The organism is Rhodococcus parequi, assembly GCF_046042785.1.
In the GTDB taxonomy this organism is placed as follows: domain Bacteria; phylum Actinomycetota; class Actinomycetes; order Mycobacteriales; family Mycobacteriaceae; genus Prescottella; species Prescottella parequi.
The window spans coordinates 608467-622835 of record NZ_JBDLNV010000003.1 but is presented as its reverse complement, the minus strand read 5'-3'; the positions used below and the strand labels follow the sequence as shown (position 1 = coordinate 622835).

Here is a 14369-nt window from a genome sequence, read left to right as displayed (position 1 = left end):
AATGAAAAGCGATTTCAACCCCGAGCCCCCTGGAGAATTTGAGGAGCTCGATGACCAAGACGAAAATTCCGCATCGAGCGAGCAGGCCGAGGCCTTGGATCTCACTGTGGAAGAACGCAAGCTTGTAACGCAGCCCTATGACCTGGGAGTTAGAAGCCTCAGCGAAGACATTCGACAGGGTCGAATTAGCCTTACCATTGAGTACCAGCGCAAGTACGTATGGGACTCGGGAAAGGCGAGCCGGCTAATCGAGTCGCTACTGCTAAATGTCCCGATCCCCGTTTGCTACTTCGCAGAAGACGACGATGGCGTATATGAAGTTATCGACGGACTGCAGCGACTGAGCACGATACGCAACTATCTAAACGACGAGTTTTCCCTAAACGGAATATCAGTGCTTTCAGAGCTAGAGGGAAAACGTTTCAGCGAACTAGCCCCCCGCGACCAGCGCAGGCTCGAAGGTCGTACCATCAGATGCATTGTGATAACCGCCGATAGTCATCCTGACATCAAGTTCGACGTATTTGAGCGCCTGAATACCGGCGCGGCGACCCTAACCGCTCAAGAGTTGCGCAATTCCGTATATCGCGGGCCGTTTAATATGCAGCTAAAAGAACTCGCTTCGGAGGAGTATTTCACTGACCTGGTAGGAACATTCTCCAACAAGCGGATGGATCTAGAGGAGCTCATCCTGCGGTTCTTCGCTCTTGTCGAAGGCGTCGCCGACTATCGACCACCCCTGCGCCAGTTTCTAAACTCATACATGCGCGCGAATCGCAAGTCAGTGATTGACGATGCCTCCGTAAACCTATTTCGAGAATGTTGTACAACCGTACACGGTGTCCTTGGCAGCTCCCCGTTCCGAATGCCCGGATCAAGGACCGCGGTAAATAAGGCACTATTTGATGCGATAATGGTGCCTGTCGCATTCTCGGATCGCGGCCAAGTTGTCGCAAATGCCGCCTCGGTGAGGAACTTCATCTCAGAGCTGCCCGAAAACGAGTCCTTTCGTACCTCGATTGGCCGCGCAACTGCCGATCGCTTTCGAATGCTCCACAGGATCAGCGTGGTTGCAGATGGACTCCGCGATCTAGGAATTTCCGTGGATCTTCCCGATAATCTCGGGCTTGATTCCTGACTTCAGCTGACGACGAACAGGCAAACATTGAGCGCGATTACACGCTTCCAGGACGGGGAGTTGGAGGTCAGGCTTCTGCTGAGCCTGTGCGCCGAATCTCACCCAGACAGTGATTCAGAAGAACGTAACAATGCTATTCGGCGAGCGAGCGTTGTACTCCTCGTCAGCCACTTCGAGAGCTATCTGAAAATGCTAGCCGAGGAATTCGTCGACGCTCTCGACTCGGGCGCGCTGCAGTCCAGAAGCATTCCTGTTGGAATCCGCGAGCTTCACACTCTACCCAGAATGGCGGAGATTCTCGAGTGCAACCAACCGCAGCAGCGAGGCGTACTACTCAAAAAGATACCCTCAATGGCGCAGCTTTGGAATGACTCAGCCAAGCCCCCATGCGGCACACTCAGCGCGTCAATTCTCAGTCGAGAAGTTACGAACGCGGACAGTCAGACAATTGACAATCTCTTTGCTCTGATGGGCGATCCACGTGCCGTTTGCGATGGCGATATCGACGTACCCTCAGCGGAAGAGGATTCTCCTACTCCAGTCAATATTCGATTCGGACTCAAGGATGTTGTGAAATGCCGAAACGACATTGCGCATGGCGATATCAGCCGTAAACCAACCGAGGACGATGTTGAACGGTATGCGCGCTTCCTCTCTACCCTCGCGAACAGGATGCAACGAAAATCAGAGGCGTTGATTTCATCTATCGTTCCGCCCGACGAGGGTAAGTAGTAAAGACATCTGACTACCAGTCAACCGCCGGCATGCAACTGATGAGGAGATAGGGAGTATGGGAGCTCTTATTCCCACCCTCCAGGCCAACCACCTTCGTGAGGGCCTGACCGACTACCTCGCGACGACGTTCGCCCTGACCGACCCCGACGCCCAGGGCGCCCTGGCGGACTTCGTCGGCCATCCCGACACCGGCATGTTCAAAGGCCCCTATGTCCGCCTTCGTCTGCCGTTCGCCCCGGCGGGCGGAAACTGGAGTTTGCACCTGGACTGGTGGCCAACGGGATTCACCCCCTACGGCCACCAGGCAGCCGCATTCGAGCGACTGTCGACGAAGTTCCACGACCGCCCACAACCGACGCTCGTCACCACGGGCACCGGCTCCGGTAAGACCGAGGCGTTCCTCTACCCGATCCTCGACAACGTACTGCGGGCGAAGGCTGCCGGCGTCACCGGAATGAAGGCGCTCATCCTCTACCCGATGAACGCGCTCGCCAACGACCAGGCCGAGCGCCTCGCCCGCCTCATCACAGAACACCGTGAACTGTCCGGCGTCTCCGCCGGCCTCTACACCGGTGAGCGGTCCACTGGCGGGCGGACCAAGGTCACCGACGAGGGCCTCATCACCGACCGCTCGTTGATGCACGCCGTTCCCCCGGACATCCTGCTCACCAACTACAAGATGCTCGATCACCTGCTGCTGCATCCCGATCGCGCCGACATCTGGCGCCTGTCGGCGGACTCGCTGCAGTACGTCGTCCTCGACGAATTCCACACCTATGACGGCGCACAAGGCACAGACGTCGCTATGCTGTTGCGCCGCCTCGGCCTCACCGTCAAAGTGCACTGGACCGACACCTCCCCAGTCACCGACGCGGACCGAGCCCGCCCCCTCGGACGCATCACCGCCGTAGCCACCTCCGCCACCCTCGGCTCCAAGGCCGAACCCACCGCGATGCTCGGCTTCGCGCACACCGTCTTCGGCGAACAGTTCGACGCCGACGCCGTCATCGGCGAAACCCGCCTCACCGCCGCCGACTGGCTCGTCGACCGCGACACCGCCCTCGATCGGCTGTACCGGCCCATTACCCCGGCCGTCGCCGACGCCGCCGATCGCCTCGACGAGTTCGCCGCCGGCTCGCCCAGCAACGCAGCGCTGACCACGGCCGTGCTCGCCGAGCTGTTCGAGCGACCCGAAATCTTCGAACGCACCGACCTGTTCGGCACCACCGACGACCTCGACACCGACCGCCGTCTCACCCCCGCCGACCTCCGCCACCTCGAGCCCGTCGAACAGTTGCACTTGCTCAAGGCGCACCCGCTACTGGCCCGCCTGCTAGACCGCGCCGTCGACGCGATCTCGCTCGCCGACCTCGCCGACGCGCTCTTCGACGTCCCGGCCACCGGCCGCGAGACCGGCCATGTCCGAGCCGCGCAGCAACGCTTCCTCGACTACCTGTTCGCCGCGCTCTCACATTTGCGTGCTGAGATCGGCCGCGCCGCTTTGAACGTCGATGTGCACCTGTGGATTCGGGAACTCTCCCGCATCGACCGGGCCGTCGCCACCAACACCACCTACCGGTGGTCGGACGACGGCGTCGACGAGGACGGCGACGTCATGCACCTGCCCGCGCTGTACTGCCGGCACTGCGGCCGCTCCGGCTGGGGTGCCCGCCTCGCCCCCACCGGTCACGCCCTCGACGTCACCGACGAATCCATCCGCGCCGACCACGCCGCCGGCGTCTCCCGTTTCCGCGCACTGATCTCCGCGCCCGCCGAAGCGGCGCTCGTCGCCGCCCGGCCCGACGAGCCGGTCGAGGGGCTGCGCTGGTTCCGCATCGACGACCGCGAGATCGTCGACACCCCGCCCGATCCCGACAGCACCGAACAGCTCGAGGGCAAGGTGCTGCCGATCCTCGTCCTCACCGGCGAGGACGTGGAGGAGAACTCCAAGAACGACATGTGCCCCGCCTGCGGGGCCGCCGACGGCATCCGCTTCCTCGGCAGCGCCGTCGCCACCCAGCTCTCGGTGACGCTGTCGAACCTCTTCGGCGACGCCCGCCTCGACGCCGACGAGAAGAAGGCGTTGATGTTCACCGATAGCGTGCAGGACGCCGCGCACCGCGCCGGCTTCGTGGAGGCCCGCTCCCACACACTCAGCCTGCGCTCCACCCTGCGCAGCGCCATCGGCACGTCGACACTCACCCTGCCCGAGCTGTGCGAGGCCGTGATCGCCCGCGCCGGCGACGACCCGTCCCGCCGCTACCACCTGCTCGCCCCCGACATCGTCGACCACGACGAGTTCACCCCGTTCTGGCAGCCGGACGCGTCCACCGTGGCCCGCAAGAAGGCCACCGCGAAGGTGCTGCGCCGCCTCGAGTTCGACATCGACCTGGAGTTCGGCCTGCAGTCCCGGCTCGGCCGCACCCTCGAACTCACCGGCAGCGCCGTCGCCGAGGTCTACCTCGGCGGGCCGGAGCGTCCCGTCCGGCTCGGCCGTGCCGCCCTCAACGCCGCCGAACACCAGCTGTCGCTGACCCCGCCCGATGCCGCGGCCGTCACCCGCTGGGTGCGCGGCACCGTCGAACGCGTCCGCACCCGTGGCGCCATCCACCACCCGTGGTTGCGCAAGTACATCGACAAGGACGCCAACCGGCGCTGGGTGTGGGGTGCCCGCCCCAAGGGTGAGGGCATGCCCGCGTTCCCGAAGGGCCGCCCGGCGCCCGCCTTCCCGGCTGTCGGATCTCGTTCCGTCCCCGAGGGATTCGACGCGATCACCGCCCCCTCGTCGTGGCACGCGCGGTGGGCGTCGCAGTGCCTGAACGTCTCCCCGTTCGACGGCAGCTTCCTGGCCCGCTCCTTGTTCTCGGTCCTCGCCGAGCAGCGGGTGCTCACCGCCGACCTCACCGAGTCCGGGCTCACCGCCTACAGCCTCTCGGCCGCCTCGGTCGTCGTGTCCGCCCCCACCGACGACAATCTCGCCGCGGGCCGGCACCTGCTGGTGTGCAGCGTCTGCCAGACGCCCACCGCCGGCACCGCCACCGTCGTCGACCAGCTCGACGGCGCTCCCTGCCTGCTCGTCCGCTGCCCCGGCACCCTCGCCCGCGCCCCCAAGGCGCAGAACTTCTACCGCCGGCTCTACGACAGCGCCGAGATGAAACGCGTCGTCGCCCGCGAACACACGTCGCTGCTGCCCACCGCGACCCGGCTCGGCTACGAGACCGCGTTCAAACGTGGCGGCGCCGACCCGCAGTCCCCCAACGTCCTCGTCGCCACCCCCACCCTGGAGATGGGTATCGACATCGGCGACCTGTCCACGGTGATGCTCGGATCGCTGCCGCGCACCGTCTCGTCGTACCTGCAGCGGGTGGGCCGCGCCGGCCGTCTGACCGGCAACTCGCTGGTCCTCGCGTTCGTCCGCGGCCGCGGCGAGCACCTGCCCAAGCTGTACGATCCGACGTCGGTGATCCAGGGCGACGTCCGCCCGCCCGCCACCTTCCTCACCGCCGAGGAGATCCTGCAGCGCCAGTTCGTGGCGCACGTGATCGACCGCCTGGCCCGCGACCCGGGCACGGTCGCGCCCCGTGGCGCCCGCGCCGTGCTCGGCAGCTTCGATCCGGGCAGCTGGATGGCCGGCCTGCTCGCCGCAGTGGACACCGACGCCGACCGCCTCGTCGACGAATTCCTCGCCCAGTTCGACGGCGTCCTCGACGAGCACACCCGGGACTCGTTGCGCACCTGGGCAACTCCCGGCCCGGACGGCAGCGCGAGCGGACTCGTCACCGACCTGCAGGAGGCCGTGCACCGCTGGAACCGGGACCTCACCGAACTCACCGCACGGCGCGCCGCCGTCGAAGCCGAGATGCCGGAATTCGAGCGTCGGGCATCCTCCCCCGCCGCCACCGACGACGACCTACGCGACCTGCGCACCGCCAAGGGTTCGCTGCGGCTGCTCGGTGGGCAGATCCACGACCTCACCGACGACTACTGGATCAGCGTCCTCGAGCGGTACGGCGTGCTGCCCAACTACACGCTGCTCGACGACTCGGTCACCCTCGACGTCGGCGTCACCTGGATCGACCCAGACACCAACCAGTACATGGGCGAGGCCACCAGCTACCAGCGCGGCTCCCGCGTCGCGCTCACCGAACTCGCCCCCGGCGCCACCTTCTACGCGCAGGGCCTGGCGGCGAAGATCGACGCCGTCGACCTCGGCGCCGGTGAATCCAACATCCACACCTGGCGGCTGTGCCCGCAGTGCGGGTGGGCGGGCATCACCCACGCCGGCGAGGAACCGCCGACGGTCACCGCGTGCCCGCGCTGCGAGACCGGCGGCATCGCCGACGTCAGCCAGCAACTGCAGGTGGTCGAGCTGGCGCGGGTGTCCGCGGAGGTCCGCCGCGACGAGGCGTCCATCAACGACTCCCGCGACGAACGGCACAAGGAGTCGTTCACCGTCGTCACCGCCGCCGACATCGACCCGGTCAACGTGGACCGGTCCTGGTTCGTCGGCGATCTCGAGTTCGGGGCCGAATACCTGCGCCGCCTGGACGTTCGCTGGCTGAACATGGGCAAGCGCACCTCGCAGGGCCGCAGCCGCACCATTGCCGGGCAGGAGACCACCACGGGTCTGTTCCGGGTCTGCGCGTCGTGCGGGCAGCTCGACAAGAGCGCCGGCCGCAACAGCCGGCACGAGCACCGCAGCTGGTGCCGGCACCGCAACGCCACCACCGAGCACGTCCGGGAGATCGCGCTCGCGCGCACCCTGCGCACCCAGGGTGTGCTGCTGCACCTGCCGCGGTCGCTCGAGTACGACATGTTCGCGCACCCCAGTCTCAGCGCGGCGATCCTGCTCGGTCTGCGGCAGGTGATCGGCGGCTCCCCCGAACACCTCGACGTCGCCACCATTACCGACGCGCTGCACGCCCCCAGCCAGCGGGCGCTGCTGATCCACGACACCGTCCCCGGCGGCACCGGCTATCTCGCCGAGTTCGCCGACCCGGCCAAGGTGTGGGCGGTGCTCGACGCGGCCCGCACGGTGGTCCGCGACTGCGACTGCGCCGACCACGACCGACTCGCCTGCCACAAGTGCCTGTTGCCGTTCGCGCCGCCCCACGAGCTGGACAAGGTGTCCCGCAAGACCGCGCTGCGGGTGCTCGATCAGCTTCTCGGTGTGGACGGCGACGCCGACCCTAACCTCGACGAGTGGATCGACGCCGTCACCGAGGAGGCACCTCGCACGCCCGTCGGCAGCGAGGAGTCACCGCTGGAGAAGGAGTTCTACGTCGCGTTCGTCGAGCGGCTGCGCACGATGGGCGCGACCGTGAAGGAGACCCCCGGTACCTACGGCCCGTCCGCGACGATCACGCTGCCCGGCAAGAAGATCCGCACCTGGAAGCTCACGCCTCAGGTGCACATGGCGAATTCCAAGCCGGATTTCGAGCTGGCCACCACCGACCCGGAGATTCCGCGGATCGCGCTGTTCGCGGACGGCCGCAAGTTCCACGCGGTACCCGGCTGCAATCGAGTGTCCGACGACGCCTCAAAGCGGGCGATTCTGCGCGGCAGCGGGCACCTGGTGTGGTCGTTCGGGCACGAGGACCTCCAGCGGTTCAAGGCCGGCGAGACCGTGCCGCCGCCGTGGCACACCGAGCAGGCCGCCTCCAACGCGATGAAGGCGGGGCACCTGCGTCCGGCACTGCTCAAGCTGTTGACCGCGGACCCGATCACCACGCTGCTCGCCTTCCTCACCGATCCCGACGTCGACGCATGGGAGGCCATAGGCCGGTGGCTGCCGATGGCGTTCGTGCGGGGCGACAACCGCGTGAAGGGCGCCGCCGACTCGCTCGGTAAAGCCGCGCGCGCCCTGCTCGATACCCACCCGACCTTGTTCGATGACGGCAGCGACATGTGCTGGTCGTATGCCGACGGTCCGGTCGCCGTCACCGCCGCCATGCGCAGCGGCACCCGCACCATCAACGCAGTGCTCGCCGTGGACGACCGGGACGAGAAGCTCGAGATCCACGACGGGCGCGCCTGGAAGGAATGGCTGCGGCTGTCGAACTGGCTGGGGCTCAGCGACCGTCACCGCATCACCACCATGAGCCTGCTCGACGCCGACGCCACCGCGCCTGTCGCCGAACCGATCTCGGAAACCGTCGAGTTATCCGCCGAGTGGCAGGACGTGTTCGACAGTGCGGTCTCCGATACGGAAAAGGCACTCGTGCTGGCGCTGGCCAAGTCCGGCGTCGAACTGCCGGCGCCGGCGCTCGGCTACGAAACCGACGACGGCGACGTCATCGACCTCGCGTGGGCGGATGTCCGTGTCGGCGTGGTGGCGGAGGACCTGTCGGAGCTGACCAATACGATGACCGAACTGGGGTGGACGATGTGCCCACCTGATGCCGGGCAGATCGTGGAAGCGTTGAAAAGGAACGGGGTGGCGTAGGTGCGAACCCGGTTCAAGAGGAGGGGTAGGCAGTGAAGGGCAGTATCAGGCGGATCACGGAGCTGTTCGACGGCAACAGCAAGCACCTGCTGATCCCCGTGTACCAGCGCAACTACGACTGGAAGCTCAAGCACTGCGCAAGATTGTTCGACGATCTGGTCGACATCATCCGCCAGGACCGCGAAACGCATTTCTTCGGCGCGATTGTCGGCCACCCCGAAACGTCCTTCACGTACGTCGTGATCGACGGCCAGCAGCGGCTCACCACCAGCAGCCTGCTGATGCTGGCGTTGGTTCACTCGCTCGAGGACGGCGCCGCCACATCCGAGGACGCCAACCTGGCGGCGACGATCCGTGACAGTTACCTCCTCATCCGAGACAAGCACGACGCTGTCAAGTTCAAGCTCAAACCAGTGAAGAACGACAACGACGCCTACAGCCGCCTCCTGCGAGGCGATACCCCCATAGAGTCCTCCACCGTCACCGCTAACTACCGGTACTTCCGCGAGCGGATCGCCGGGCGCGAGCTCGACGGCGACCAGATCTGGCAGGCCATCGAACGACTGGAAGTGATGGCGTTGGATCTGCAGCGGCACGACGATCCCCAACGGATCTTCGAGAGCATTAACTCGACCGGCCTCGAGCTCAGCGAAGCCGACAAGATCCGCAACGTGGTGTTGATGCACCAGCCGAGCCACGAGCAAGAGGATCTGTACGAGAACTACTGGAACCGCATCGAGCAGGCGGTCGACTACCGCACCGACTGGTTCATCCGCTTCTACCTGGTCTCGAAGACAGGCAAGACGCCACGACAGGATGGTGTGTACGAGGCGTTCCGCGACTATCAGAAGAACGCCAAGGCCAGCACCCGCGACATCCTCTCGGAGATGCGCGACTACGCTGCGTACAGCCACGAGCTCAACACGGCCAGCACCGGCATCGCCGCCGCGGACAAGCGGCTGCGTCGCTTCAACATGGTCAAGCACGACGTGACGCTGCCACTGACCATGCCCTTGCTCGGGGAGGTGAAGGCCGGCACAGTGTCACCGGAGGACTTCACCGAGGTCATCACGATCCTCGACTCCTACCTGTTCCGGCGGTTCGTCTGCGGTGTCCCCACGCAATCCCTCAACAGGGTCTTCGCGACCCTGTACTCCGAGATTCATCGGGTTCGCGGCGAGGTCGATCGCTTTTCGGATGCTCTGACTTACTCCCTGCGCCGACGCACCGCCTCGGGTCGGTTCCCCACCGACGACGAATTCAAGGAGTCCTTCGCCTCCCGCAACCTTTACAACATCAAGGGCGAGAACCGCAGTTACCTGTTCGAGTGCCTCGAGAACAACTCGTCCAACGACACCCACGACATCGCCAAAGCGTTGGAGAGCCAGTCGATCAGCATCGAGCACATCATGCCGCAGACGCTCACCTCGGCATGGCGGCAAGACCTGGGTGATGACGCGGAAGAGATCCACGCGACCTGGTGTAACCGCATCGGCAACCTGACGGTGACCGGCTACAACTCCAGCTACTCCAACTCCCCGTTCGCGGATAAGAAGAAGCGCGACAATGGGTTCGACGCCTCGCCTTATCGACTCAACGCCCTACTGAAGAGTGCCGACGTGTGGACGGTGACGCAGCTCGCGGAACGTACGCATGCGCTGACCGCCGTCGCGCTGAAGTACTGGCCGCTGCCGTCCACCGACTTCGAGCCGTACGTGCCGCCGCTGCCGTCCGTGCCGATGGGTGACGACGAGTCATTCACCAACCGCACCATCGTCTCGTTCGAGTTCGGCGACACCCGTAAGACGGTCGCAAGCTGGAAAGAGGCCTACGTCGAGGTGATCCGCCTTCTCGTCGACGAACGCCGCGAGGAGATCTTCGCCTACGCGGCCGAATCGAACGACCTTACGGTGGTCGAGGATTCGTACGAGGTACCCGGCTGGGAATCCCAGGTGGTTCCGGGGCTGACGGTGATGACCGCGAACTCGACCCGTTCGAAGCTGGCAGGTCTGCGGAAGCTGTTCAACCACCTCGACATCGATACCGACGACCTGGTGTTCACGCTCCGCAACACGGAAACCGTCGAGTCCGAGAAGACAGTGGATCAACCCGGCCCGTTTGCGGAGTTGACCAAGTTCCTTCCCCGGATGGAGGAACTCTCGTCCGCTGCCGCCACCGTGGAGGACACTCGTGACCTCCGCGACGAATTCACCAAGGCGTTCGCCCGATTCACCGTCGCGAACCCCCAGTCGGCGCTTCCGGGTAAGAACCTGCCCGACCTGGAGACCGACGGCTTCATCGAAAATGCAACGGCCGAGGACATTCTCGCGGCCTTGAGCATGATGTTTCAGGTCGAGGGCATGATGCCCCAGTTCCACCGCCTGATCGCCTCGGGAACTGTCGTGGGATGGCTGAGCGTACTGACGTCGGACCGGCTGGGGTTCAGCGACCGTCACCACAGCGCCACTGTCGGCGTGCCCAACGCCATCGCCCCGGCCAGCGCGCCGAGCGTGGTCGCGCTCGCCCCTCGGTGGCAAGGTCTGGTCGATGCCACCGTCTCCGACGCTGAGAAGGCACTCGTTGTCTCCCTTGCCGAATCCCGCGTCGACGTACCGACACCGGCGCTCGGCTACGAGACCGATGACGGCGATGTCCTCGACCTCGCGTGGGCCGATCTCCGCATCGGTGTGGTGATCGAAGAGCAGCCGGAGCTGACAAACACGATGGCCGAACTGGGGTGGACCATGTGCCCACCAGATGCTGGGCAGATCGTGGAAGCGTTGAAGAAGAACGGGGTGGTGTAGGTGGCGAATCTCGTCCTCGCATCGAACAGCAAGGCGATGCCGAAGCTCGACGGTTCGATCAAGAACAAGGTGTGGGCGTTCATCGAGAAGCTGTCCGCCGACCACAAATCCCCCGGCCTGCACATCGAACCGATCAAGGGCGCCGTCGACAAGCGGGTGCGCACCGGCCGGGTGGATCTGAACTTCCGCGCGATTCTGTTCAAGGTCGACGACAAATTCGGAGACGACCCCACGTTCATTTACATGGGCACGTGGCCGCACGACGAGGCGAACAAGCTCGCCGAGCGGTCCCGGCTCCAGATCAACCCGATCAACGGTGTGCTCGAAGGCATTATCGGTGAACTCGACGGCACCGACGATCGCAAGAAGCGGGTCGTCGTCCCCGACCACAGCGGTGAACTGGATCGTGCACTCAAGACCGCGCCGCAGGGCTACCTCGCGGGCCTCGGATTCACGCTCGAGGACCTCACCGACCGACTCGGCATCGACCCAGCCGCCGCGTCGGAAGCACTCACGGCCGTCGATGAGGACGCCGTCATGCTGATCGCCGAACGCGCCGTCGGTTGGCAGGGCGGTGCACTGCTCGATCTTGCGACCGGCACGAGCATCGACGACATCCGTATCAAGTACGGTCTCTCCGACGCACCCGTCGACGAGAACCTCGACGAGGACGAGCAGATCCTCAAGGCGCTCGAACAGCCGGCATCGAAGATGCAGTTCGCCTTCATCGAAGACAACGACGAACTCCGACGCGCCATCGAGAGCGACGACTTCGCGGCCTGGCGCGTGTTCCTACACCCCGAGCAGCGGACGTACGCGGAGAAGAACTACAACGGTGCGTTCCGGCTGTCCGGCGGTGCCGGCACTGGCAAGACCGTCGTCGCGATCCACCGTGCCCGCAACCTCGCGCACGCGAATCCCGATGCCCGGATCGTGCTGACCACCTACAACAAGACCCTCGCGCAGTCACTCAAGTCGGATCTCCAGCTGCTCGACCCCACGCTGCGAATCGCCGAGAAGCCCGGTGAGCCCGGCGTATACGTCGGCGGTATCGATGCCCTCGGGTATGCGGTGCTGCGCCAGGCGACCAACCTTGCCGAGACTGCGCAGTCCGTGCTCGGGTACGCGAGCCCCGATTCGATCAATTCTCGGACCCGCTCGTCGGTGTGGCGCAACGTAGTCGCCGAGGCCGCTACCGGGCTCGACCCGAAGATGGCCACGCCGAGCTTCCTCGAGAACGAATACGTTGCCGTGATTCTCGCGAACCGGGTGACGACGTTGGAGCAGTACGTCAAGGTGGCCCGGCCCGGTCGCGGCGTGCGGCTCAGCCGGCCGCAGCGGATCGCGGTGTGGAAGCTCGTCGAAGCCTACCGCCGGCAGGCCCGGATGGACGGAACCCTCAGCTACGCCGAGGTGCTCGCCCTAGCGGCCGAGTCGCTGCGGCTGCGCACCGACGCGGGTGCGGACCACCTGGTCGATCACGTCATCGTCGACGAGGCACAGGACCTGCACGCAACGCACTGGGCGTTGCTACGGGACCTTGTGGCCGAGGGATCGAACGACCTGTTCATCTCCGAGGACTCGCACCAGCGGATCTACGGCCAGCCCGTGGTGCTGGGCCGGCTCGGCATCAAGATCGTCGGACGGTCGCGGCGGCTCACCCTGAACTACCGGACCACCGCTCAGAACCTGCACTTCGCGGTCAGCATCCTCAGCGGAGCCGAGTACAAGGATCTCGAACAGGACGACGAATCGACGGCCGGCTATCGTTCAGCCCGTCGCGGGCCAGCACCGGAACTCGTCGAATGCGATTCCGCAGCAGACGAACTCGACGAGGTCGCGTCCCAGGTGAAGTCCTGGATCGCCAAGGGCGTCGAACCGTCCTCGATTGCGGTCCTTACCCGCTCCGAGGCGGTCCGCGACCAATTCGTGCGTGCCCTCGGCGAACGCGACGTTGCGGCCCGCGCCCTCGACGACAAGCCGGTCGCCGGCGACTGTGTCCAGGTGCTCACCATGCACCGGTCCAAGGGCATGGAGTTCTCCCGCGTCATCCTCGCCGGCGTCGACGACGCCCATGTTCCCTCGTCGGCGTCGCTCAAGTCGGTTCCCGACGACGAGCAGGCGGAGGCTCTCCTGCGCGAGCGGTCGCTGCTGTACGTCGCCGCCAGCCGGGCGCGCGACGAGTTGATCGTCACGTGGAGTGGGAAGCGGTCGGAGCTGTTAGGGAGTTCGACTCAGTAGTTCCATTGGGGGGTAGGCATGGTTCAAACGCGACGCACCGGAGTGGTTCTGCACACCGGCAATCCGATGTCGAAGGCGCGCACACCTAGCACTGGTGGTCGCGACGTGAAGGGTGCTGGCATTCCGGATGTCGAGCCACGCCCAACCCCGAAGAAGTCTGGTGCGACGGCCTCGAAACCACGAAAGGCCGGGAGCACGTGCGGATGGTGTGGAAACGCGGCGAAGAAACCCGCGAGCGGAAGGGCTGCACGGTGCGGTCGCTGTAAAGGCCTCGAGGAGACGATCGCTGCAGCCGCTCGATACGTGAGCAAGAACGGCCTACGGCCGTTGGGCGCCTCCATAGAATCGGACTCTGAGGAGGAGAAGCACTACCGGGAGACGGCTGCCGCTGCGCGGCGCGTTGTGAACGCAGTGCGAAGAACGCGTTCGCAGAAGAAGACGGGTGCTGACCGGCCGACGGCATCGTCACATGCGCCGGTGAAGCGGGCCGGCGGGCCCGCACCGGTGAAGACCCCGAAGAATCGCAAGCCGAAGCGATCACCGGCACCTGTCCTACCCGAGCCGGACCCCAATGACCTCAACGCAATCAACCGCAAGCTCGCCGAGCTGCGGATCCGGATCGAAGAACAGCAAAGGCGCGGCGCGGACGACACCGGGGCCGGGCGCGCCCGGCTAGGAAAGCTGCAGGCTCACCGCAGGCAGCTCGCCAACAGGGCCGCAGCTCTCAGAGCCGAACGCGCCTCCAACAACTAGACGTCGAGGTCGTCGTCATCCAGTTCGAAGTGATAGTCGACCTCGACTTTCAACTGGGCGATCACAGTAACCAGATACCCGGTTTGGTTCCCGTTCGGCACGGGCACCACGTGATGGCTGACCGGTACGACGTCTACATTAACGTCCGCCGCGGGATGACTCCTACGCGCTAACGCTTCAATTTCATCCCTGTTCTCCTGAGCTGCCTCGGACGCCTCAACACTCAGCAGGTACTCCAACGCATCTGCTACCG

The 14369-nt window shown here is 65.2% G+C and carries 7 protein-coding genes; 6 read left to right on the top strand and 1 reads right to left on the bottom strand.

Annotated elements, in window-relative coordinates:
- The first annotated feature begins 1 nt into the window (after position 1).
- From ABEU20_RS11080 to ABEU20_RS11055, 6 genes are all read left to right on the top strand, one after another.
- Positions 2-1138, top strand: a complete 1137-nt coding sequence (locus tag ABEU20_RS11080; RefSeq protein ID WP_420164456.1) for a DUF262 domain-containing protein — start codon at positions 2-4, stop codon at positions 1136-1138.
- Between the two features lie 60 nt (positions 1139-1198).
- Positions 1199-1870 (top strand): MAE_28990/MAE_18760 family HEPN-like nuclease, encoded by a 672-nt coding sequence (locus ABEU20_RS11075; RefSeq protein ID WP_420164455.1) that lies wholly within the window; start codon positions 1199-1201, stop codon positions 1868-1870.
- Between the two features lie 58 nt (positions 1871-1928).
- The gene (locus ABEU20_RS11070; protein ID WP_420164454.1) at positions 1929-8318 is read left to right on the top strand and encodes a DEAD/DEAH box helicase; all 6390 of its coding nucleotides are present in this window, start codon (positions 1929-1931) and stop codon (positions 8316-8318) included.
- Between the two features lie 32 nt (positions 8319-8350).
- Positions 8351-11122, top strand: a complete 2772-nt coding sequence (locus tag ABEU20_RS11065) for a DUF262 domain-containing protein (RefSeq protein ID WP_420164453.1) — start codon at positions 8351-8353, stop codon at positions 11120-11122.
- Entirely contained in the window at positions 11123-13363 is a 2241-nt protein-coding gene (locus tag ABEU20_RS11060) for a 3'-5' exonuclease (RefSeq protein WP_420164452.1), read from the top strand.
- A 303-nt stretch (positions 13364-13666) separates the two neighbouring features.
- Positions 13667-14116, top strand: a complete 450-nt coding sequence (locus ABEU20_RS11055; protein WP_420164451.1) for a hypothetical protein — start codon at positions 13667-13669, stop codon at positions 14114-14116.
- Here the strand turns inward: ABEU20_RS11055 and ABEU20_RS11050 are convergent.
- Complete coding sequence (locus ABEU20_RS11050) at positions 14113-14355, bottom strand: hypothetical protein (RefSeq protein ID WP_420164450.1); 243 nt, start codon at positions 14353-14355, stop codon at positions 14113-14115. The two genes, ABEU20_RS11055 and ABEU20_RS11050, sit on opposite strands and share 4 nt — an antisense overlap.
- Between the last annotated feature and the right edge of the window lie 14 nt (positions 14356-14369).